The sequence below is a fragment of the Geothrix oryzisoli genome, assembly GCF_022808865.1.
Lineage (GTDB): Bacteria > Acidobacteriota > Holophagae > Holophagales > Holophagaceae > Geothrix > Geothrix oryzisoli.
Genome location: NZ_JAKZLB010000001.1, coordinates 855,676 through 875,184, shown reverse-complemented (window position 1 = coordinate 875,184; position 19,509 = coordinate 855,676). Strand labels below are relative to the sequence as shown.

At 70.0% G+C, this 19,509-nt stretch carries 21 protein-coding genes; 12 read left to right on the top strand and 9 right to left on the bottom strand.

Annotated features, from left to right (window positions below; genetic code table 11):
• Positions 1–2: 2 nt before the first annotated feature.
• Genes MLE43_RS04025 through ispE form a run of 3 tightly spaced genes read right to left on the bottom strand, consistent with a single transcriptional unit; the run spans position 3 to position 3,411 of the window.
• Positions 3–923, bottom strand: a complete 921-nt coding sequence (locus MLE43_RS04025) for an ABC transporter ATP-binding protein (protein ID WP_243302184.1) — start codon at positions 921–923, stop codon at positions 3–5.
• Between the two features lie 59 nt (positions 924–982).
• Positions 983–2,521, bottom strand: coding sequence for an NAD(P)H-dependent oxidoreductase (locus MLE43_RS04020; RefSeq protein ID WP_243302183.1), 1,539 nt, complete (start codon positions 2,519–2,521; stop codon positions 983–985).
• A gap of 53 nt (positions 2,522–2,574) precedes the next feature.
• Positions 2,575–3,411 carry a 4-(cytidine 5'-diphospho)-2-C-methyl-D-erythritol kinase gene (ispE, locus tag MLE43_RS04015; RefSeq protein WP_243302182.1) on the bottom strand — a complete coding sequence of 279 codons (837 nt, stop codon included), beginning with the start codon at positions 3,409–3,411 and terminating at the stop codon, positions 2,575–2,577.
• 38 nt (positions 3,412–3,449) lie between these two features.
• On the opposite strand from ispE, the gene MLE43_RS04010 reads away from it, so the two are divergent.
• Positions 3,450–3,953: a thioesterase family protein gene (locus MLE43_RS04010; RefSeq protein WP_243302181.1), complete on the top strand. Its 504-nt coding sequence runs from the start codon at positions 3,450–3,452 to the stop codon at positions 3,951–3,953.
• A gap of 94 nt (positions 3,954–4,047) precedes the next feature.
• Here MLE43_RS04010 and map read toward each other — a convergent pair whose 3' ends face one another.
• A complete protein-coding gene (map, locus tag MLE43_RS04005) occupies positions 4,048–4,845 on the bottom strand; it encodes a type I methionyl aminopeptidase (RefSeq protein ID WP_243302180.1) in 798 nt (265 codons plus the stop codon).
• 46 nt (positions 4,846–4,891) lie between these two features.
• Here map and MLE43_RS04000 point away from each other — a divergent pair, with 46 nt between their 5' ends.
• The 5 genes from MLE43_RS04000 to MLE43_RS03980 are packed head-to-tail and all read left to right on the top strand — an operon-like array spanning position 4,892 to position 8,339.
• Positions 4,892–5,224, top strand: coding sequence for a hypothetical protein (locus tag MLE43_RS04000; protein WP_243302179.1), 333 nt, complete (start codon positions 4,892–4,894; stop codon positions 5,222–5,224).
• Positions 5,224–5,847 carry a hypothetical protein gene (locus MLE43_RS03995; protein ID WP_243302178.1) on the top strand — a complete coding sequence of 208 codons (624 nt, stop codon included), beginning with the start codon at positions 5,224–5,226 and terminating at the stop codon, positions 5,845–5,847. The genes MLE43_RS04000 and MLE43_RS03995 overlap by 1 nt, the downstream gene beginning before the upstream one ends.
• Complete coding sequence (locus tag MLE43_RS03990) at positions 5,844–7,148, top strand: hypothetical protein (protein WP_243302177.1); 1,305 nt, start codon at positions 5,844–5,846, stop codon at positions 7,146–7,148. Before MLE43_RS03995 ends, MLE43_RS03990 begins: the two co-directional genes overlap by 4 nt.
• Positions 7,145–7,687 carry a DUF1697 domain-containing protein gene (locus MLE43_RS03985; protein ID WP_243302176.1) on the top strand — a complete coding sequence of 181 codons (543 nt, stop codon included), beginning with the start codon at positions 7,145–7,147 and terminating at the stop codon, positions 7,685–7,687. Before MLE43_RS03990 ends, MLE43_RS03985 begins: the two co-directional genes overlap by 4 nt.
• 46 nt (positions 7,688–7,733) lie before the next feature.
• Positions 7,734–8,339 (top strand): TMEM175 family protein, encoded by a 606-nt coding sequence (locus tag MLE43_RS03980; RefSeq protein ID WP_243302175.1) that lies wholly within the window; start codon positions 7,734–7,736, stop codon positions 8,337–8,339.
• 18 nt (positions 8,340–8,357) lie between these two features.
• Here the strand turns inward: MLE43_RS03980 and MLE43_RS03975 are convergent, their stop codons facing one another.
• A complete protein-coding gene (locus MLE43_RS03975; protein ID WP_243302174.1) occupies positions 8,358–9,428 on the bottom strand; it encodes a DUF3187 family protein in 1,071 nt (356 codons plus the stop codon).
• 217 nt (positions 9,429–9,645) lie between these two features.
• On the opposite strand from MLE43_RS03975, the gene MLE43_RS03970 reads away from it, so the two are divergent.
• Positions 9,646–9,981 (top strand): winged helix-turn-helix transcriptional regulator, encoded by a 336-nt coding sequence (locus MLE43_RS03970; protein WP_243302173.1) that lies wholly within the window; start codon positions 9,646–9,648, stop codon positions 9,979–9,981.
• Here the strand turns inward: MLE43_RS03970 and MLE43_RS03965 are convergent.
• Positions 9,969–10,403, bottom strand: a complete 435-nt coding sequence (locus MLE43_RS03965) for an Lrp/AsnC family transcriptional regulator (RefSeq protein WP_243302172.1) — start codon at positions 10,401–10,403, stop codon at positions 9,969–9,971. The genes MLE43_RS03970 and MLE43_RS03965 overlap by 13 nt on opposite strands.
• Before the next feature lie 107 nt (positions 10,404–10,510).
• Between MLE43_RS03965 and MLE43_RS03960 the strand changes: the two genes are divergently transcribed.
• The 3 genes from MLE43_RS03960 to recG all read left to right on the top strand — a co-directional run bounded on the left by MLE43_RS03960 (position 10,511) and on the right by recG (position 14,600).
• Entirely contained in the window at positions 10,511–11,725 is a 1,215-nt protein-coding gene (locus tag MLE43_RS03960) for a trans-sulfuration enzyme family protein (protein WP_243302171.1), read from the top strand.
• 69 nt (positions 11,726–11,794) lie between these two features.
• The gene (locus tag MLE43_RS03955) at positions 11,795–12,505 is read left to right on the top strand and encodes a hypothetical protein (RefSeq protein ID WP_243302170.1); all 711 of its coding nucleotides are present in this window, start codon (positions 11,795–11,797) and stop codon (positions 12,503–12,505) included.
• A 10-nt stretch (positions 12,506–12,515) separates the two neighbouring features.
• Entirely contained in the window at positions 12,516–14,600 is a 2,085-nt protein-coding gene (gene recG / locus MLE43_RS03950; protein WP_243302169.1) for an ATP-dependent DNA helicase RecG, read from the top strand.
• 107 nt (positions 14,601–14,707) lie between these two features.
• Here the strand turns inward: recG and coaD are convergent, their stop codons facing one another.
• The 3 genes from coaD to MLE43_RS03935 all read right to left on the bottom strand — a co-directional run bounded on the left by coaD (position 14,708) and on the right by MLE43_RS03935 (position 17,018).
• Entirely contained in the window at positions 14,708–15,187 is a 480-nt protein-coding gene (coaD, locus tag MLE43_RS03945) for a pantetheine-phosphate adenylyltransferase (protein ID WP_243302168.1), read from the bottom strand.
• A 72-nt stretch (positions 15,188–15,259) separates the two neighbouring features.
• Entirely contained in the window at positions 15,260–15,772 is a 513-nt protein-coding gene (locus MLE43_RS03940) for a DUF1858 domain-containing protein (RefSeq protein ID WP_243302167.1), read from the bottom strand.
• A gap of 7 nt (positions 15,773–15,779) precedes the next feature.
• Positions 15,780–17,018 carry a DUF438 domain-containing protein gene (locus MLE43_RS03935; protein WP_243302166.1) on the bottom strand — a complete coding sequence of 413 codons (1,239 nt, stop codon included), beginning with the start codon at positions 17,016–17,018 and terminating at the stop codon, positions 15,780–15,782.
• Between the two features lie 126 nt (positions 17,019–17,144).
• On the opposite strand from MLE43_RS03935, the gene MLE43_RS03930 reads away from it, so the two are divergent.
• Positions 17,145–18,254 carry a D-alanine--D-alanine ligase family protein gene (locus tag MLE43_RS03930; protein ID WP_243302165.1) on the top strand — a complete coding sequence of 370 codons (1,110 nt, stop codon included), beginning with the start codon at positions 17,145–17,147 and terminating at the stop codon, positions 18,252–18,254.
• Between the two features lie 88 nt (positions 18,255–18,342).
• On the top strand, positions 18,343–19,509 hold the full coding sequence (locus MLE43_RS03925) for a S41 family peptidase (protein WP_243302164.1): 1,167 nt from the start codon (positions 18,343–18,345) through the stop codon (positions 19,507–19,509).

Genomic DNA, 19,509 nt, shown 5'->3' with positions numbered 1-19,509 from the left:
CGTCACTCCCTCAGGCTGCGCCCGGTGCGGTGCAGGAACACATCCTCGAGGGTGGCCCGGCGGATGTGCACCTGCTGGAAGGGCACCGCCGCAGCCTCGGCGGCTTCCAGGAGCCGCGGGAGGAGCGCCTTGGGATCGGGCGTGGGGATCTCCCAGAGGTCCGCGCGGCACTCCACGGGCTGGTCCAGGCGTGCGGAGAAGGCGGCCGGATCCGGCGCCGCGCCGTCAAACGTCAGCTCCACCACGCTGGGGATGGCCAGCTCCGCGATGAGCGAGGCCGGGGTGCCGGTGGCGATGACCTTCCCGTGGTCCATGATGGCCAGCCGGTCGCAGAGGGCCTCCGCCTCGTCCATGTAGTGGGTGGTGAGCATGACGGTCCGGCCTTCGCTCTTCATGCGGCGCACCACGTCCCAGAGGCTGCGCCGGGCCTGGGGATCGAGACCCGTGGTGGGCTCATCGAGGAAGACCAGTTCGGGATCGTTGACCAGGGCCAACGCCAGGGCCAGCCGCTGCTGCTGCCCGCCGCTGAGGGTGATGTGGTAGGCGTCGGCCTTCTCCTGGAGCTGCACCAGGTCCAGCAGGTCCTCCGTGCTCCGCCGCTTCGGGTAGTAGCTGCCGTAGAGGTCGAGGGATTCCCGGGGCGTGATCTTGTTGAAGAGGCTCGTGCTCTGGAGCTGGACGCCGATTCGGGCGCGGATCTCCTGCCCCTGCTTCGCCCAGGTCAGGCCCAGGATCTCGATGTCGCCGCCGTCGGCCTCGGTCAGGCCCTCGATGATCTCCAGCGTGGTGGTCTTGCCAGCCCCGTTGGGCCCCAGCAGGCCGAAGACCTCGCCCCGGGCCACTTCCAGGTCCACCCCGTCCACGGCGACCACCTTGGGGAAGGCTTTGCGCAGGCCGCGGATGCGGAGGGCTGGATCGGACATGGATACCTCTGGAATGACCATCATGCCCGGGTTCGATCTCTGTGGGCACAGGGAGGTGCTCAGGACAGGTGCGCCAGGGGGATGAGGCCGAACCACAGCAGGTAGGTCAGGGCCAGGAGCATGAGGCCGTTGACCCGTTCGCAGGGAGCGCCCCGGCGCAGGTACTTCCGGATGGCCCGGGCCAGCAGGAACCCATGGGGGATGGCCAGGAAGACGGCCCATCCGCTGATTCCGCCGAAGAGCCCTACCTGCTGCCAGACCACACCGGACACGGCCGCCGCCACCGTGAAGCCCAGGGCGGCCCAGGCGGCGCCCCGGCGGCCCAGGAGGACTGCCAGCGTCTGCTTGGACACGGCCCGGTCGGCCTCGTGATCGGGCAGGGCCGACAGGGTGATGGCGGCAAGGGTGGCGAAGAAGAGGGGGACTCCGATGAGCCACGGGTAGGGGTCGTGCCACCCTCCAGACTGGAGGAGGCCGCCGCAGAGGATCGCCGCGAAGCTGTGCGTGAGACCCACATCGAGTTCGCCGAGGCCGCGGTAGCTGAATTTCAGAGGGGGTGCGGTGTAGCCCACCGCAAGGACCGCCAGGGCGAGCATGACCAGGGGGCCGGGCCCCCCAGCGCGGGGCAGGGCGACCAGGGCCGCCAGGGTCAGGCCCAGGAGCAGCGCGAGGCCGAGCATCACCCCCTGCACGCTGCTGGGGGCGAGTTCCGCCTCCACCAGCACCCGGCTGCCGCCATTGAAGGGGCCGGCGTTCCGGTTGAGGCGGTCGGTGCCCTGATCGAACCACTCGTTGCTGACCACGGTGAGCGCCTCCATCAGGAAGAGGCCCAGATAGCCCAACCAGTAGATCGGTGTCGAGAAGGTCCCGCCATGGCGCCAGGCCGCCAGCGCGCCGATGGTGTATGCCACCCATGCCATGGGGTAGAACTGCAGGCGGAGCAGCCGCAGCCAGGCACTGGTGCGGGCGCGGAGGCGATGGCGCCGAAGGCGGTCCGGAAGGCGGGAGGCTTCCGCCCGCGTCCGATCCAGCCACCGGGCCCGTGCCTCGGCCGTAGCGGGCTTCACGGGGCCGAAGGTGGAGATGAAGGTGGGCGCGACCCCGCAGAAACCCAGCGTGGCGCGTCGCATGGCCTGGTGGCCGGGTTGGCGGTAGACCAGCCGGTACACCCAGGGCGGCGTGTCCATGGTGACCAGCAGGTGCGCCGACCGGCCCTTCAGCAGCTTCGTCCAGGAGGCGGGATCTTCCTCGTCGGCCGCGAAGGCGAAGCCGGGGGTGAGCACGCGATCGAGGAAGCCCTTGAGCAGGGCGGGCAGGGTGCCCCACCAGGCGGGGTAGACGAAGACCAGGTGGTCGGCCCAGCGGATCAGCGCCTGGGCCTTGACCAGGTCCGGCTCCAGGGCCTGGTCCCGGGGCGAGGGCAGCCGCACGTGGGGATCGAAGGCCAGGTGTGCAAGGTCGAGGCGCGCGACCGCCAGACCCGCGGCCCGGGCGCTCTCGGCATAGGCCGAGGCCAGCGCGTCGCAGAAGCTGTCCACGCGGGGATGCCCCAGGATCACCAGGACCCGCGGGGACCGGCCTTCGGTGGGTGCCGCCATCTGCCCTCCATCCGGGTGGGACCGGGTCATCCTACTCCGGTGCCTCTGGGCGCTCAGGCCCGCCAGACGCCCCAGTCCGGCCGGTGGCTGGCGATCTGCGCGGCAGCTTCGTCCCGGGCCCGGGCGGTGGCATACCGGGCGGCCCAGCAGCTGCCGGAGCCGCAGAGCAGGGGGTCGCCGCCGGTGTCGCGCAGGGCGTCGCGCACCTCGGCCAGGGGGGGGCACACCCACAGGGCTGCGCCCGTGAGGTCGTTGCGCCAGGGCGGGGCCGCGCCTTCGGGCTGGGAGGCCAGGGCCTCGGGAAAGGGGTAGCCCACGTCCTGGAGGGCCCGGTACACGCTGGGCGTGCTCACGTGCAGGCCCGGGTGGACCAGCAGGATGGGTTCCAGGGGGACCGGCCGCAGCGGGAACACCCGCTCGCCGCGGCCCAGGCCCAGCACGGTCCCGCCCAGGAGGAACAGGGGCACATCGCTGCCCAGGCGGGCCGCCATGCCCAGCAGCTGGTCATCGCCCAGTGCCAGATCGAACATCCGGTTGCCCAGGCGCAGGGCGGCCGCCGCATCGCTGCTGCCGCCGCCGAGGCCCCCGCCATGGGGGATGCGCTTCTCCAGGCGCAGGGCCGCAGGCAGGGGACGCTTCGCTTCTGCCTCCAGCAGGCGCCAGGCCTTGATCACCAGGTTGGATCCGTCGGCCGTCAGTCCTTCACCCGTGGGGCCGCTGATGTCGAGCGTCAGCGCCGGAGCCGGCTCGCCCGTCAGCGTGTCCGTCAGGTCCGCCACTCCTTCCAGCACGGTGGTGACCAGCTCCAGCTCGTGGAACCCGTCCGCGCGCCGACCCAGGACGGCGAGGAAGCGGTTGAGCTTGGCGGGGGCCTGGATCGCGAGAGCCATGACTCCAAGGTAGCGCATCGCTCCGCTAGGCTGGTCGGATGGTCCTCTTCTTCCGCACCCTCTGGAAGTTCCTCACCCTCGGGTTCCGGCCGGCCCTGGACCCGATGGGCACCTCGATCCTGCGCTTCCGCGTGTGGCCCAACGACCTGGATGTGAACATCCACATGAACAACGGCCGTTTCCTCAGCATCATGGATCTGGGCCGCTTCGACCTCAGCTTCCGCACGAAGCTGGGCCGGGCCATGCTGCGGAACCGCTGGCAGCCCCTCGTGGGGGGCATCACCATGCGCTACCGCCGCAGCCTCGCCCCCTTCGAACCCTACGAGCTGCACACGCGGCTCCTGGGCTGGGACGAGAAGTGGGTCTTCCTGGAGCAGCGCTTCCTCAAGCGTGGCGGTGACCTGGCCGCTGTGGGCGTGGTGAAGGCCCTCTTCCGGGGGAAGGCCGGCAACGTCCCCATGGCCGAGGTGCTTCGCCTGATGGACTACGAAGGGCCCCAGCTCGAGGTGCCGGAAGCCATCCGGCGGTGGGCGAAGGGGTGAGTCGAAGACCGCGTCCGCGTCTTTCGTAGGCGCGCGGGTGGAGCCCCCGCGCCTAAGGACTGATAGCTGATGGCTGATGACTGACAGCCGATGACTACAGTCCGTCTTCCAGCTCGAATTCAGGATCCGGGATCGAGAGGATGTCCGGCCCATCCTTGGTGATGGCGATGTCGTGCTCGAACTGGGCAGAGAGCTGGCCGTCGCGGGTGCGCACGGTCCAGCCGTCGGCCTCCACCAGGCACCGGTGGCTGCCGAGGTTGAGGATGGGCTCGATGGTGATGGTCATGCCCGGCTCCATGCGGAAGCCGGTGCCCGGCCGCTGGTCGGCGAAGACCACCTGGGGATCCTCGTGGAGGTCCCGGCCCAGGCCGTGGCCGATGTACTCGCGCACCACGGAGTAGCCGCGCTCCTCGGCGAAGGTCTGCACGGCGGTGGCCATGTCGCCCAGGCGCTCGCCGGGGCGGCAGTGCTCGATGCCCACGAACATGGCCAACTGGGCCGTCTGGATGAGGCGCCGGGCCTCGTCGCTGATCTGGCCGACCCCCACGGTCAGGCAGGTGTCGCCGTGATAGCCGTCCAGCTTGGCGCCGCAGTCGATGGCGATGATGTCGCCCTCCTGGAGCACATATTTGGAGGGGATGCCGTGCACCACCTTGTCGTTCACGGAGGTGCAGAGGGTGGCGGGGAAGCCGTGGTAGCCCTTGAAGCTGGGCGAGGCGCCCTGCTGGCGGATGTAGGCCTCGGCCACGCGGTCGATCTCCAGGAGGCTCACGCCGGGCTTGGCGGCCCGGGCGGCCAGGCGCAGGGCGTTGGCGGCCACGCGACCGGCTTCGCGAAGCTTCTCGATCTCCTTGCGGCTCTTGTAGCGGATCTGTTCTCGGATCAGGACCATCTTGCCCTCGATCACCAGTCTAGCGGGTCGACGGTAGAATGTCGGGATGACGCGACCCTGGACGATCCTGGTGACGACAACCTTCCTCGCGGTGGGCCTGATGGCCTGCCGGGGCGTCCCCGCCCGTCCGGCCTCCGTCCCCCCCGAGGCCATGTGGTGCGCCGAGGCCAAGGACGGGCTCTTCCTCAAGGTCGGCGGCCACCAGAGCACGCTCTGGCAGCTGGAAGTCTGGGATCGCAAGGGCCGATCCCTGGGTTCCGGATCCTTCCGGTTGCGGGGCTTTGCCAAGGCCAGGATCGTCCCCGAGGAAGTCCTGGCCTGGGAGAATGGGGCCCTGCATCTGAAGGACGGCACCTGGCTGGTTCCGGAAAAGCCCTGATGCCCTACACCCGCGAGGAGAAGGACTGGCTGGAGCGCGAGTGGGCCTTCCGGGCCTGGGGTCGCGCCGGCCTGCTCAGCACCGACGACTACCGGCAGGTCCTGGCCTGGGAGGCCGGGGGCATCCCCATGGACCTGGTGGTGGCGGCCCTCAACGCCTTCTTCGATCGCCGCGAGAAGCGGGAGAAGCCGCGCACCTTCGTGGCCCTCAAGCACCTGGATCGCGATGTGGCCAAGGCCGTGAAGCTGCGCGAGGCCGTGGTCCGGGCCGGCCCCGAGCTGGATGCCGGCAAGGGCTGGGCCCAGGTGAAGGCGCCCCTGAAGGACGATCCGGCCGCGAAGGCCGCCTTCGAAGCGTGGCAGCGGCTGCGGGCCACGGCGCCCTCGCCGGAAGCCGCGGGCTACCTCGCGCATCACGACGGGGAGCGGGAGGCCCGCGCCGCCTTGTTGGGCCTGGCCGAGGCTGCCCTGGGCTCGGCCGTGGAGGCCCTGAAGTCCGACCTCCGCCAGCGGCTCGAAGCCTCCGAGATGAAGGAGGGGAGCCTCGTGTGGAAGCGAGCCTGGAACCACCACTGGGCCCGGCTCGTGGCCGCCGCCTGGAATCTGCCGCTGGAGGGCGCATGACCGTCGATCCCCGCTGGCTGCAGGAGCTGGAAGCGCCCACGGAGCAGTTCTTCGCGGCCTTCGCAAGCCAGCTGGCGGAGCCGGACGGGCTGCGTGACGGGCTCCGCGAGGCGGTGAAGACGCTGGTCCCCCGCATCGACTGGGAGGCCTACCTGCCTCATGTGCCGCACGGCATCCTCGGCCTGCGCGCGGTGCTGCGCCTGCAGCCCCTGCTGAGCGAGGCGGGCTTCCATCGCGCCCTGGCCACCCAGGTGCACATGGCCGCCCATGAAGGGCGCCGCTCGCCGCAGGTCCTGGCCCAGGTGGTGGCGGCGAAGGGCAGCGGCCAGTGGCGGAACCTGGAGGCCTTCGTCGAGTCCCGGCGGCCTGGTTTGGCCTACGCCGAAGCCCAGGGGTTCGACCTGCCCGGAGCAGTGGATTTCCAGCGTCTTCGCAGGCTCACGGAGCTCGACATGGCCACGGTCGGGCACAAGGCGGTGGTGTGCGACCACCTCGCTGACCTGCACGAGCGGTTGGAACGGCCCAAGGCCACGGGGCGGAAGCTCTTCGGCCTGGCGGCCTGGGTGGCGGCTTCGCCCGAGGACACCTTCTGGGCCCGCCGGGCCGCCAAGCGGCTGGGAGAGACGGGGGAAACCGTGCCTTGGACCCCGGCGGGGCTCGACCACTCGGCCTGGGAGCCCCAGGTGCGGGAGATCTGCGACCTGGGCCTGGTGGCCGTCCTGGACGGGTTCACTACCCGGCTGAAGGCGGGCCAGGGGAGCGGGGACCTGCTGGCGACCCTGGTGCTGGCCGCCTCCGAGAAGCAGCTGGATGCCCGCCGGGACCTGGAGGGCAAGACCGCCTGGACCTTCGTCTACCTGGCTAGTGTGGCCCGCGCCCGCGCCGCAGACCCCCGCATCTGGTGCCAGGCCGCGGCCCTGGTGAACCTCTTCCCCACGGACGAGCCCGAGGAGCGGGTGCAGGCCGCCAGGATCGGTGCGCCAGACGCCACGGCCCTGACGGAGGCGGTGCTGGATGTGGAGCCGGCCTTGGCCATGGCCCATGCCGGCGGGCTGGCGAGGTGCGGCCGCGCGGAGGCCGCCCTGGCTGCCCTGGCCGAGGCCGCGGCCCAGGACGACCCCACCTTCAACCACGCCCACCAGCTGTTCGCCGTGGCGGCGGCCGCGGACCTGTCGCCCGACCTGCCGCCTCCGGTGCAGGAGGCCATGCTGGTGGCCCTGGCCAAGAGCCTGGCCAACAGCCAGGGCAGCGGGGACCTGGGACGGCTGGCGGACCGGGCGCTGGCCGCGGCTCGGCCATGAGCCGGACCTTTGCCTTCCTCCGCGCCATCAATGTCGGTGGCCATACGGTCACCATGGAACGGCTGCGGGAGCTGTTCGCGGGCTTCGGGCTGCGGGGTGTGGAATCGTTCATCGCGAGTGGGAACCTCATCTTCGAAACGGGCCGGGAGACCGAGGCGGTCCTTTCCAGCCGCATCGAAGCGGGTTTGAAGGCGGCTCTGGGCTACGAGGTGGCGGTCCTGCTCCGCGGAGAGGCGGAATTGGCTGCCTTGGTGGCGGGGTGCCCCTTCCGCGAGGTCGAGGTGTCCGCCGCCAAGGCCTTGAACGTGGTCTTTCTCGCCGCGCCGCTCACAGAGGCCCAGGAAATGAAGCTCCAGGCCCTCACCACGGCGGTGGACGCCTTTCGAACGACCGGTCGCGAGGTGTGGTGGCTCTGTCAGGTGAAGCAGAGCGAATCCACCTTCTCCAATGCCGTCTTCGAGCGGGCCCTCGGCGTGCGGGGCACGATCCGCGGCTTCAGCACCTTGCAGCGGCTGGCGGCAAAGCACCTGAAGGCTTGACCCATCGGCCCCGGGCCATGGAACAATCGCGGATCCGAGGTCACGCATGGGCAAGAACCGGCTGGAAGCCTTCAGTGACGGCGTGCTCGCCATCATCATCACGATCATGGTGCTGGAGCTGAGGGCGCCCCGCGGCGACTCCTTCTCGGCCCTCAAGCCGCTTCTGCCGACCTTCGTGGGCTATGCGCTGAGCTTCATCTACATCGCCATCTACTGGAACAACCACCACCACATGCTCCACGCGGCCAGGAAGGTGAACGGGCCGATCCTGTGGGCCAACACGCACCTGCTGTTCTGGCTCTCCCTGGTGCCCTTCGCCACGGCCTGGATGGGCGGCAACCAGTTCGCGGCCCGACCGGTGGCCCTCTACGGGGTCGTCCTGCTCATGGCCGCGCTGGCCTATTACCTGCTGAGCCAGTGCCTCATCCACCACCATGGCCGCGGGTCGCTCCTGGAGGCCGCCGTCGGCGCGGACTTCAAGGGGAAGGTCTCCATCGGGATCTACGCCTCGGCCATCTGCCTGTCCTTCGCCAATCGCTGGGCCGGCTTTGCGCTCTATTGGGTGGTGGCTCTCATCTGGCTGGTGCCGGATCGGCGCATCGAGCGGATTCTGGCCCACCAGGACTCCGGGGACGGCGGCTCCCGGCCCTGAAGGGACGCGGAACCCGGCTCAGAACCGCCAGGTGAGGCCCGCCGCGAACGAGGCGTCGTCGGTGTTCTCGTGGTGGGTGATGTTGTTCACGTAGCGGAAGGTCACCGTGGTGCGGGCGCTCAGGTAGACGTGGACGCCCAGGTCGTGCTGCAGGCTGTTGTCATGCAGCTTGGCGAAGGGCTGGGGCGTGCTGAAGCCGCTCAGGAAGTAGAGCTGCACGAAGGGCTGGACCCGTCGGTTCCGGCGGCCCTGCCAGGTCAGGTGGGCCCCCAGGTCCGAGGTGTAGTCCAGCTGGTTGTAGGCGGCGTTGCCGCGGCCCCGGTGGGTGTAGGCGGCCCCGGCGTAGATCACCTGGGTAGGCGTCGCCTGCCACCAGCCGCTGAGCCCGCCTTCGACGTCCCAGCCCGACTGGAACGAGTTGTAGGTGCGGGCCAGGGGCGGCTTCACGGTGAAGGTGGCGCTGAGGCCCGTGGACGCGTTCTGGTGGATGAGGTGGACCACGCCGAACAGGGGGTCCTGGACGCGGGTGGGCTGGGCGCCGACCCGCACGAAATCCAGCTGTCCGTACCGGATGGTGGCCACCACGGCCTGGTTGCGGGCCACCTCGGTGCGGCCCCACTGTTCAAAGCCGAAGGTCTTGTGGAAGGCTTCGATGGGGGCGTCCAGGTCGCCGCCGCCATGGCGCTCCACGGGCAGCTCCACCCAGACGTCCGTGCGGTCCGTGAGGCCGCGGCGCACCTGGAGGGTGGTCCGGGCGATCTCCTCGTCGAAGTAGAAGACGAAGGGGGCGGTGGGGTACTCGGCGGCCAGGGCCTCCAGCGAGGCGCGGTCCATGCGGTGCCGCCCCTGGAACCAGGCGGGCGGATGATCCTTGATGAGGTCGGAGAACTCGAAGACGTTGGCCCGGACGTGGGTGAGGGAGACCTGCCACCGCCCCTCGCCGATGGGGCGGGGCGCCTGGGGCTGGTAGGTCATGGGGGCCTGGAGCAGGGTGAACATGTTCCGGGTGGGCAGGGGGCCCAGCTCCGGGTAGGGCTCGTCCTGGGCCTGGAGGGACAGGCCAAGGGCCAGCGCGAGGATGGCGCGCATGGGGGTGCTCCTTGGTGAAGGCGGGTCGATGACCCTTTCCCGCCCGGCGGGGGTGCCGCTGGCGATGGGTGGTGGGGGGCCGGAGTCGTCCGGGCCGTGCTTTCTTTAGGGAAGCCTATTTCCCTACGAAAGCAATATTGAGATTTTAGCTTCCCCTTGTCAAGCAGCTTTCTTGGAGATAGTTTTAAAGGGCCCCCTCGGGCCCATGGACCGCCCCATGAACCTCCCTGAATCACCGAGCTGCCGCTGCTTCCGCATGGCCATCGACCTGCTGGGCAAGCCCTGGACCGGCCAGATCCTGTGGATCCTCCAGGAGGGCCCCCTGCGGTTCAACGAACTGGCCACCAGGGTCCAGGGCATCGGCGAGAAGGTCCTTTCCGCCCGCTTGAAGGAGCTGGAGTGCCAGGGCCTGCTGGTGCGCCGCGTCCTGCCCACCACGCCCGTGCGGGTGGAGTACGAGCTCACCTGCAAGGGGCAGGGCTTCCGCCAGGTGGTGGAGGCCGTCACCCAGTGGGGGACCCAGCTCGCAGACCCTGAGGCTCAGGCCCGGTAGTTCGGCATCACGGCGCCCTTGGCCCATTCGAAGATGAGGCTGGTCTGGATGTGGGCCACTTCCGTCCGGGTGGTGAAGGCGTCCAGGGCCAGGTCGCGCAGGTGATGCGCGTCCCGCACGGCCACATGCACCTGGAAATCATGGGTGCCCGCGACGTGGAAGACCGACAGCACCTCGGGCAGCCCCAGGGCGTGCTTCCAGAAGGCCTTCACCTGGGCGCGGCTATGCTGGCGCAGCTGGACGGCGATGAGCGCTTGGAGGCCCACGCCCAGGGCCTGGGGGTCCACTTCCGCATGGGCCCCCCGCAGCACGCCCTCGGAACGCAGCCGCTGCACACGTGCCAGGCAGGAGGACGGCGCCAGACCCACGGCGGCGGCGAGTTCCTTGTTGGATAGCCGTGCATCCTTCTGCAAAAGGTTCAAAATGTCGCAATCAATTCGGTCAAGATCCATGAATGTCATTGTTTCACGAAATAAATTCGGGGGATCGACGAATTTTTGAAACCTACATTGGAGACAGGAGCATCCCCATGTCCAAGCCCCTCCCCTCCACGTCGATCGAAACCCAGGCCGTCCACGCGGGTCGCGAGGTGCTGCACGAACAGGGCATCCATGCCATGCCCATCGACCTGAGCAGCACCTATCCCCTGCACGACCTGGACGAGGGCGGGCGCAGCCTGGAGGCCATGGCCATGGGCGGGCTGCCCATCGGGAGCCCGGTCTATTCCCGCCTCTACAATCCGACCACCGCCCGCTATGAGCAGGCCTTGGCCCAGTTGGAAGGCGCCGAGGAGGCGGTCGCCTTCGGTTCCGGCATGGCGGCGGTGACCGCCTGCCTCATGGCGGCCAAGCAGCGCGGCGGCCATGTGGTGGCCGTGCGTCCCCTCTACGGCGGCACGGACCACCTGCTGGCCTCCGGGATGCTGGGCCTCGAGGTGACCTGGGCCGAGGCCGACGGCATCGCCGCCGCCCTCCGTCCCGATACGGCCATGGTCATCGTGGAGACACCCGCCAATCCGACCCTGGCGATGGTGGACCTGGATGAGGTGGTGCGCCAGGCCGGCAAGGTGCCCGTGCTGGTGGACAACACCTTCGCCACGCCCATCCTCCAGAACCCCATCCGTCAGGGCGTGACCCTGGTCCTCCACAGCGCCACCAAGTTCCTGGGTGGGCACGGCGACGTGCTGGCGGGCATCGTGGCCACCAACGACGACTGGGCCACGGAGCTGCGCAAGGTCCGCGTCATCACCGGCAACGTGCTGCATCCCCTGGCGGCCTACCTGCTGCATCGCGGTCTGCCCACGCTGCCTCTGCGCGTGCGGGCCCAGCAGGCGGGCGCCCAGGTCATCGCCGAGCGCCTGGCCAAGCATCCCGCCGTCTCCGCCGTCCACTTCCCGGGCCTGCCCGGTCAGGACCCCAAGGGCCTCCTGGGCCGTCAGATGAAGGGCCCCGGCTCCCTCATGGCCTTCGAGCTGAAGGGCGGTTTCGAGGCCGCCGCCGTGGTCATGGCCGAGGTGAAGCTCATGACGCCGGCCGTCTCGCTCGGCAGCGTGGATACGCTCATCCAGCATCCGGCGGCCCTCACCCACCGCGTGGTGGAGGCCGAGGCCCGGGAGCACTCCGGCATCTCCCAGTCCCTCATGCGGCTGTCCGTGGGCCTGGAGAGCCCTGAGGATCTGTGGGCGGATCTCGAGCAGGCCCTGGCCAAGGCCATGGCGCGCCAGGCCGTGGGCTCCGCCCACTGACCGCGCAGGCCCACAGGGAGCGGATTGACCAGGGTCGTATGCTGGGGTGTCCCCACCTCGGAGCGATCCATGGCTTCGCACGACAGCCTGATCCATCTCCACTGCGGTGACGCTTCCGCGGTGGTGCACCGGCGCTCGGGCCTGCCCGGTTCGGTGCGTGTCTGCCGGGATTCCCCGGCCGTGGGTCCGTGGACGCCGGATGCCTCCCAGCTCCCGGGCCTGAGGGCGGCCTGGTGGGGCCTGCCGGTGGAGGAGGCCCCGGCGCCGCTGGTCCTGGAGGACCTGGGCGGGGTCGCGGAGCCCGTCCTGTGGTTCGGGCCGGATCCCTGGGAGCAGGCCTGCCTCCTCTGGATCCTGGCGGCCCTGCCGGAGGGGACCCTTTCCGACCTGGTGCCGCTGGACCACAGCGTGGCGCAGCTCGCGCCCGCCACCCTGCCGAGCCTCTTCGCCGGGCGCATCCTGCTGGAGGAGGACACCCTGGCGCAGGCCCGGAGCCTTTGGGGGGGCTTCCTCGAGGGGGGCTGGCGCCCCCTGGCGGGCTGCGGCATTCCGGCCTTGCCGTGGCTGGCCCGGGCCCTGGCCAGGCTCGCCGAGGACCATCCGGTGGATGGGCCCGGCCGGACGCACAGGCAGATCCGGGGGCTGGTCGAACAGGGCGTGCATGGGCTGCCGGCCCTCATGGAGGCGCTCCGGAGGCTGGAGGATCCCCGTCACGGGGTCTGGTACGGCGACCGCTTCGTGACGAAGATGGTGGAGTCGATGGAGGCGCGGCTAGGCTGAAACAGCAGCCATGACCCTTGCGCCCCTCCCCCTCTCCTCCAAGGTGACGGTCCTCCGGGGCCTGGGCCCCGCGCGGGCCTCCGCCTTGCAGGAGGCCGGTATCGACAGTCTGCGCGATCTGCTGTGGAGCCTGCCCTATCGCTTCGTGGACCGCGGCAGCCTGCGGTCCCTGGGCAGCCTCGATCTGCGGGGGTTCGAGCCGGTCGACTCCGGCCTCGTGACGGTGCTGGGCACCCTGCGCGACCTGCGGCAGAGCACCACCCGCGTGCAGCGGATGGCGCTCACGGAGGCCCTCCTGGAGGACGGCACGGGCACCTTGCGCCTCATCTGGTTCAACCAGCCCTACCTGGCCCGCGCCCTCAAGGTGGGCGACCGCCTGCTCGTGTTCGGCAACCTGTCCGTGGGCCGGCACGGGCTGGAGATGCGGGGGCCGCAGGTCGAGGTGATGGGCCGCGGCGAGGATATCGGCTGGGTCCGTCGCTTCCTCCCTCTCTACCGCAAGCTGGGCCCCCTCACCGGCCGGGTGCGACAGAAGCTGGTGCAGGAGGCCCTGGGCCGGGTCCATGTGGGGGAGGAGTGGCTGCCCCTGGACCTGGGGAAGGATCTGCCGGACACCCTGACGGCCTTCCGGTTGCTGCATGACCCGCCCGACGACAGCGACCCGGCCCTGCTGGAGGCGGGAACCTCGCCCGCGCACCAGCGGCTGGCGGCGGAGGAACTGTTCGCGTTCTCCCTCGGAGTCGCCCTGCGGCGGGCCGGGCGCCTGAAGCGCCGGGGCCTGGTGGTGCCCACCTCGCCGGAGCTGCGCGAACGTCTGAGGTCGTTCCTGCCCTTCCACCTGACGGGCGCCCAGCGCCGCGCCTTCAAGGACATCGTGGGCGACCTCACCTCGGGCCGCGTGATGAACCGCCTGCTCCAGGGCGATGTGGGGAGCGGCAAGACGCTCGTCGCCCTGCTCGCCCTGGCCATGGTGGCGGAGACGGGCGGGCAGGGGGCCCTGCTGGTGCCCACGGAGGTGCTGGCCCGCCAGCATGCCGCCAGCTTCCGCCGCTACCTGGGGGAGCACGCCGAGGGCATGCAGCTGCTGCTGGGCGGGATGAAGGCCGCGGAGAAGCGGGCGGCCCTCGCCCGCATCGCCAGCGGTGAGGCCCGCTATGTGGTGGGCACCCACGCGCTGTTCCAGGAATCGGTCGCATTCCACCAGCTCCGGCTGGTGGTGGTGGACGAGCAGCACCGCTTTGGGGTGAAGCAGCGCGAGGCGCTGAAGGAGAAGGGCGGCGATCCCCACTGGCTGGTGATGAGCGCCACTCCCATCCCGCGCTCACTGGCCCTGGCGGTCTTCGGCGACCTCGACCAGAGTGTGCTGGATGAACTCCCCCCTGGGCGGCAGCCCATCACCACGAAGCTGCACAAGCCGGAGTTCGCGGAACGGGCCTGGGAGCAGATGCGCCGGGAGCTGGCCGAGGGCCGCCAGGCCTTCGTGGTGAGCCCCAGCATCGATCCGTCGGACGAAGGCAAGGTGCAGCTCCGGGACATCCAGGCCATGGAGGCGCTGCTGCGGGGGATCTTCCCGGACGAGGGCATCGAGGTGGTCCACGGCCGCCTCAAGGCCGACGAGCTGGCCGCCCGCATGGGGCGCTTCGTGTCGGGGGAGGCGCGCATCCTGCTGGCCACCACGGTCATCGAGGTGGGCGTGGACGTACCCAACGCCACGGTGATGGTGGTGGACCACGCAGAGCGGTTCGGCCTCAGCCAGCTCCACCAGCTGCGGGGGCGCGTGGGGCGTGGCGCGCACCGCAGCCACTTCCTCATGATCAGCGGCTCCGAGACGGAGCGTCTGCAGACGCTGGTCGACACCCAGGATGGCTTCCGCATCGCCCAGCGGGACCTGGAGTTGCGCGGCCCTGGGGAATTCTTCGGTGTGCGGCAGGCTGGCCTGCCCCAGTTCCAGGTGGCCGATCTGGTGCGCGACCGCCGCCTCCTGGCCCGCTGCCGTGAGGCCGCGGATCGCGCCCTGGCCCATGGCCTCAGCGAGGCCCAGGCCGCCTGGCTGAAGCGCGAGCAGGTGAGGCTGAAGCTGGCGGACGTGAGCTGACCGTCCGGCCTCAGCCAGATCCGGTACGGCCGACCCGTCCACATGAGCCGGGGCGCCCTGCGCTCAATCTCCGGCCCGATCCGGGTGGAGGTTCGGGCTACCCGGGCCTATCTCATCAGGTGCTGGGAGATGCGGGCCCGCAGCACCTCGGGCACCAGGTCCGCGAGGTTGCCGCCCATGCTGCCGATCTCACGGACGAAGCGGCTGCTGACGGCGCTGTACTTCTCCTTGGGCATGAGGAAGACCGTCTCCAGCTCCGGAGCCAGCTTGCGGTTCATGAGGGCCATCTGGAACTCGTACTCGAAGTCGCTGAAGGCCCGCACGCCCCGGATGATGAACTGCGCATTCTGCGCCTTGGCGAAGTCCACCAGGAGCCCATGGAAGGTGGTCACCTCCACCTGGGGCAGGGAGGCGGTCAGCTCCTTGAGCATGGCCACGCGCTCGTCCACGCTGAAGGCGGGGGTCTTCGTCGGGTTGTGGAGGACGGCCACCACGAGCCGGTCCACGAGCTTGGAGGCCCGCTGGATGAGGTCCCAGTGCCCGAGGGTCACAGGATCGAATGAGCCGGGATAGATGGCCGACCGCACGGGCACTCCGAAGGATGGTGAAACAGCCTAGCGCAACCCTGCCGGCTTCCGGGTCAAAGGTGTCTCCGATTCTCAGGGTTTGAGGATCCAGGTCCGGAACCGGCCCGTCCCTTCGGCTTCGCACCAGCAGGGGGTGCCCTCCTGGCGGAACTGGTCCAGCAGGGGCTCGGGGCGGAAGGGACTCAGGAGCTGAAGGGCCTCGCCGGGGGCCAGGGTCGCCAGGACGCGGCGGACGCGGGCCAGGGGATGGTCTCCGGTCGCCAGGAGGGCATCCGCATCCAGGGTGGACCGCACCGAGCTGGGCCGCGCCCAGTCCGGTCGGGGCCCGGCCACCGGAGCAGGCCCGGGGGCGGTGGGGACCTCCCCCGCCTCGCCCGCGAGTTCGCGGAGGAAGCGCACCAGCTCCGCCGTGGGGAGGCCCGCCATGCGAGCCGCGTGCTCCACCGTGGCCAGCTTCGCGACCGTGCGGCGGAGGATGGGGTTGCGGAGCCTGGCGAATTCGGGAACGCGGGCGATGAGGGCCTCCTGCTGGTCCGGGTGGGCCGCCAGGAAGTCGCCGATCTTGGTTTCGGGGGTGATGGCCATGGGCGCCTCAGGCTTCGTCGTACTGGAGCAGGCGGCGGTCACCTTCGAGGGCGCGGAGGCGGGTGAGGTCCTGGGTGACCTCCAGGGTGCCCAGGTAGGCACCGGCCTCGTCGCGCACGGCGAAGTAGCGGATGTGGACGAACTTCCCCTGCATCTGGATCCAGAACTCCGCCACGGTCTGGCGGCCGGACTTGAAGTCGTTGAGGATGCGCTCCACCACGTCCACGCTCTTGGGCGGGTGGCAGTGCTTCACCTCCCGGCCCAGGATGGTGCGGCTCCGGGCGAAGACCCGGTCGGGGCCCTCGCTGAAGAAGGCCACGCGGTCGTCCGCGTCCACGAAGGTGATGTCCACGGGCAGCGAGGAGAAGATGCCGATGAGCTGCCGGACGCTGAGGGCGCCGCTGGGGAAGGCCACGGCCGAGGCATCGGGCAGGCGGACGGGATCCTCGGGCAGGGCGGCCACGGGGGGCGCGTAACCCGCGGCGGGCTCCACCAGGCACCAGCCATAGCGCGGGCTGTCCCGCCAGACCTCGCCCCACTCCTCCTCGGTGAACAGACCCAGGCACATGGGCAGGAGGATGGTCTCCTCCTTGTAGACCATGGACTCCAGCGCCGCCAGGGCCGGGCGCAGCACCGTGGGGACGAGGATCTTCAGCTCGGCGCCACTGAGGCTCTCCTCCCGCAGCACCTCGATGGCCCCCTTGAGCAGCTCGCGCACCTCATCGTCCTTGGCCCACATGACCTTGGAGGGTCCCGTGTTGCCGTGGCGCTCCAGGATGGAGAACACCAGGTGCTCCTTGCGCTGGTAGTGCTTGTCCACGTCCATGAGGGCGTTGAAGGCCCCCAGCACGGCCAGGCGCTCATCGGCGGGATAGGACTGGTCCGGGACGGACTCCAGGGTCTCCACCCGCTCCCGGGCGGTGCCGATGGCGGCTTCCAGGGCCCGGTTCTCCCGACGGAAGGTGTCTACGGGATGGCCGGCGGGCAGCTCCCGGGCCTTGGGCTGGGCCACGGTGTCCTGGAGCACCTCCGCGTGGAGGTCGCACATGGACTTCACCTCTTCCGGAGTCATGCCATCCGCCATGAGCGACTGCTCCATGGCCGCGATCTCGGTGGCGTCCACCTCGCCCACCAGCTGGGCCAGCCGGCCCCGCACCTGCTCGGGGGCCTCGCCCCGGTGCAGGTGCAGGATGACCTCCTTGAGGGTGGCGATCCGGTGGTCCCGGTTGTTGAGGAGTTCGCTCATGGGTTCCATCTCCGGAGGGGAAATTATCATAGTAAAAGAATCAACTATTCCTAAATGTGATCTCCGTCGCTCCCGGCGCGGGTTCCAGGCCGGAGGGGCCCCGGCCCCGGGTGCTAGAGTAGGGATATGAGCGACAAACTGAGCGTCGGCCTTCTCTTCGGTGGGGAATCTCCCGAGCACGAAGTCTCCATCGTCACGGCGCGGGCCATCGCCGAGCACCTGGATCCGGAGCGCTTCCAGGTGCAGCCCATGGGCATCGCCCGGAACGGCGTGTGGGTCCTTCTCACCACCCCGGTCGGCGACCCCCTGGCCCGCCTGGCCGCCGGCGAGCTGCCGGAGCGCAGCGACCATCCCTTCCTGCCTCTGGAGAAGGGGGCCGAGGACACCCCGCTGCCGGACCTCTTCTTCAACGCCCTGCACGGGGCCGGCGGCGAGGACGGCCAGATCCAGGGCTATCTCGAGATGCTGCACCGACCCTACACGGGCGCGGGACTGCTGGCCATGGCCGCCGGCATGGACAAGTGGATCACCAAGCGCCTTTGGGAATCCGAGGGCCTCCCCGTGGTGCCCTATGTGGGCCTGACCGAGGAACGCTGGCGTCGCGAGCAGCCTGTCTGCCTGGCGGAATGCGCCAAGCTGGGCCGGCCCCTCTTCGTGAAGCCGGCGAACCTGGGCAGCAGCATCGGCGTGGAGAAGGTGAAGCGGGCCGAGGATCTGCCTGCGGCCCTGGAGCGGGCCTTCACCTTCGACCGGCGGGTGCTGGTGGAGCAAGGGCTGGATGTCCGCGAGATCGAGGTGGCGGTGCTGGGTGGTGACGAGCCCCTGGTGTCGAAGCCGGGTGAAGTCATCGTGGCTGACGAGTTCTACACCTTCGAGGACAAGTACCTCCACGGCAAGAGCCGCACGGAGATCCCCGCGAACATCCCCGAGGAGCTGGCCGACTTGGTGCGCAAGCTCGCCGCCAAGGCTTTCGCGGCTTCGGATGGCTACGGCATGGCCCGGGTGGATTTCTTCCTGGAGCGGCTCACGGGGCGGGTGTTCCTCAATGAGCTGAACTTCATCCCCGGCTTCACCAGCATTTCCATGTATCCCAAGATGATGGTCGCCAGCGGGATCCCCTATGCCGAGCTGCTGACCCGGCTCATCGACCTGGCCCTGGCCCGGCATGCCCAGACCGCCGCCAAGCAGAAGGGCTTCCAGTCCGGTACCGACTGGTTCCGCGGCGCCCAGGGGTAGGGTCGCCCCCGGGGGCCGGGGCCGACCGCGCCTCCGTCGATGGCTGATAGCTGACAGCTGACAGCTCATTTCCACGTAGACTGTCCCCATGCACGCCCGTACCTGGCTCTCGGTGTTCTCCTTCCCTCTCGTCGCTGCCTTCACCCTGCCGGTGATCCAGCAGGGCGAGCAGGCCAAGGCCCAGCCCAAACCGGGCGTCAAGACTCCGCCCCAGGATCCCCTGGCCGGCCTTTCCGACATCCAGGATGTGCTGGCCCTGGTGCAGCAGAACTATGTGGATCCCCCCGACATGGAGAAGGTCGTGTCCGGCGGCGTCCAGGCCGTGCTGGAGCGCTCCCATCCCATGAACGCCTACCTGTCGGCGGAGGATCTGCGGCTGCCGGACCCCGGGCCCGCCGAGGCCGGCCTGGTGGTGGTGAAGCGGGGCAGCCTCTACGCCACGGTGCTGGCGGTGACGCCCGGTGGCCCTGCCGCCAAGGCGGGCATCCAGCCGGGCGACGTGATCCGCAAAGTGGACGGGGATTCGGTCGGCCTGCTCAGTTCCTGGGCTCTGGAACGCCGCCTCCGCGGACCTGAAGGAGCGACGCTGGACCTCTATCGCTACAACGCCACGGGGGACCTCACCAAGACCAGCCTGCAGCTGCAGCGGCTGCCGAAGGCCCCCGTGACCGTCAAGCCGGGTGCGGGCGCCCTGCTGGTGTCCCTGCCGGACTTGAACCCCGGGCGCGCCGAGGAGCTGAAGAAGGCGCTGGCTGCGGTGGACCACGGCCAGACCCTGGTGCTGGACCTGCGCCAGTGCGTGAAGGGCGCCGCCGAGGAGGCCGCCGCCGTGGCGGGATTGCTGGGTGCCAAGGGCTCCCTCGGCACCCTGCAGGAAGCCGGGAAACCCGATCGGGACATCGCCGTGGCCGGCACGGGCACGCCCTTCGCCCGCCTGGCGCTCCTGGTGGGACATTCGACCCTGGGCCTTCCCGAAGTGCTGGCCTCCTGCCTGAAGAAGGGCGGCGCCCGGACCCTGGGCGAGAAGACCCCGGGCCTGGGTGTGGAGCGGAGCCGGTTCCTCCTGAAGCAGGGCGGGGCCGTGGAGCTGGTGTCCCGCCGCTGGATGGGCCTCGGCGGCGAGAAACTCGACCGTCAGGGCGTGGCGCCGGACCAGGTGCTGAAGCTGGCGGACTCGGACGATGTCCTGGCCAAGGTGCTGACGGCCCTCCAGACACCCGCGCCCGCGCCGGCCCCCGTGCAGAAGGCCTCCTAG

Bases quoted from the DNA above. Each gene is read 5' to 3' on its own strand.
- MLE43_RS04025 (WP_243302184.1), bottom strand. From the start codon at position 923: ATGTCCGATCCAGCCCTCCGCATCCGCGGCCTGCGCAAAGCCTTCCCC.
- MLE43_RS04020 (WP_243302183.1), bottom strand. From the start codon at position 2,521: ATGGCGGCACCCACCGAAGGCCGGTCCCCGCGGGTCCTGGTGATCCTG.
- ispE (WP_243302182.1), bottom strand. From the start codon at position 3,411: ATGGCTCTCGCGATCCAGGCCCCCGCCAAGCTCAACCGCTTCCTCGCC.
- MLE43_RS04010 (WP_243302181.1), top strand. From the start codon at position 3,450: ATGGTCCTCTTCTTCCGCACCCTCTGGAAGTTCCTCACCCTCGGGTTC.
- map (WP_243302180.1), bottom strand. From the start codon at position 4,845: ATGGTCCTGATCCGAGAACAGATCCGCTACAAGAGCCGCAAGGAGATC.
- MLE43_RS04000 (WP_243302179.1), top strand. From the start codon at position 4,892: ATGACGCGACCCTGGACGATCCTGGTGACGACAACCTTCCTCGCGGTG.
- MLE43_RS03995 (WP_243302178.1), top strand. From the start codon at position 5,224: ATGCCCTACACCCGCGAGGAGAAGGACTGGCTGGAGCGCGAGTGGGCC.
- MLE43_RS03990 (WP_243302177.1), top strand. From the start codon at position 5,844: ATGACCGTCGATCCCCGCTGGCTGCAGGAGCTGGAAGCGCCCACGGAG.
- MLE43_RS03985 (WP_243302176.1), top strand. From the start codon at position 7,145: ATGAGCCGGACCTTTGCCTTCCTCCGCGCCATCAATGTCGGTGGCCAT.
- MLE43_RS03980 (WP_243302175.1), top strand. From the start codon at position 7,734: ATGGGCAAGAACCGGCTGGAAGCCTTCAGTGACGGCGTGCTCGCCATC.
- MLE43_RS03975 (WP_243302174.1), bottom strand. From the start codon at position 9,428: ATGCGCGCCATCCTCGCGCTGGCCCTTGGCCTGTCCCTCCAGGCCCAG.
- MLE43_RS03970 (WP_243302173.1), top strand. From the start codon at position 9,646: ATGAACCTCCCTGAATCACCGAGCTGCCGCTGCTTCCGCATGGCCATC.
- MLE43_RS03960 (WP_243302171.1), top strand. From the start codon at position 10,511: ATGTCCAAGCCCCTCCCCTCCACGTCGATCGAAACCCAGGCCGTCCAC.
- MLE43_RS03955 (WP_243302170.1), top strand. From the start codon at position 11,795: ATGGCTTCGCACGACAGCCTGATCCATCTCCACTGCGGTGACGCTTCC.
- recG (WP_243302169.1), top strand. From the start codon at position 12,516: ATGACCCTTGCGCCCCTCCCCCTCTCCTCCAAGGTGACGGTCCTCCGG.
- MLE43_RS03940 (WP_243302167.1), bottom strand. From the start codon at position 15,772: ATGGCCATCACCCCCGAAACCAAGATCGGCGACTTCCTGGCGGCCCAC.
- MLE43_RS03935 (WP_243302166.1), bottom strand. From the start codon at position 17,018: ATGAGCGAACTCCTCAACAACCGGGACCACCGGATCGCCACCCTCAAG.
- MLE43_RS03930 (WP_243302165.1), top strand. From the start codon at position 17,145: ATGAGCGACAAACTGAGCGTCGGCCTTCTCTTCGGTGGGGAATCTCCC.
- MLE43_RS03925 (WP_243302164.1), top strand. From the start codon at position 18,343: ATGCACGCCCGTACCTGGCTCTCGGTGTTCTCCTTCCCTCTCGTCGCT.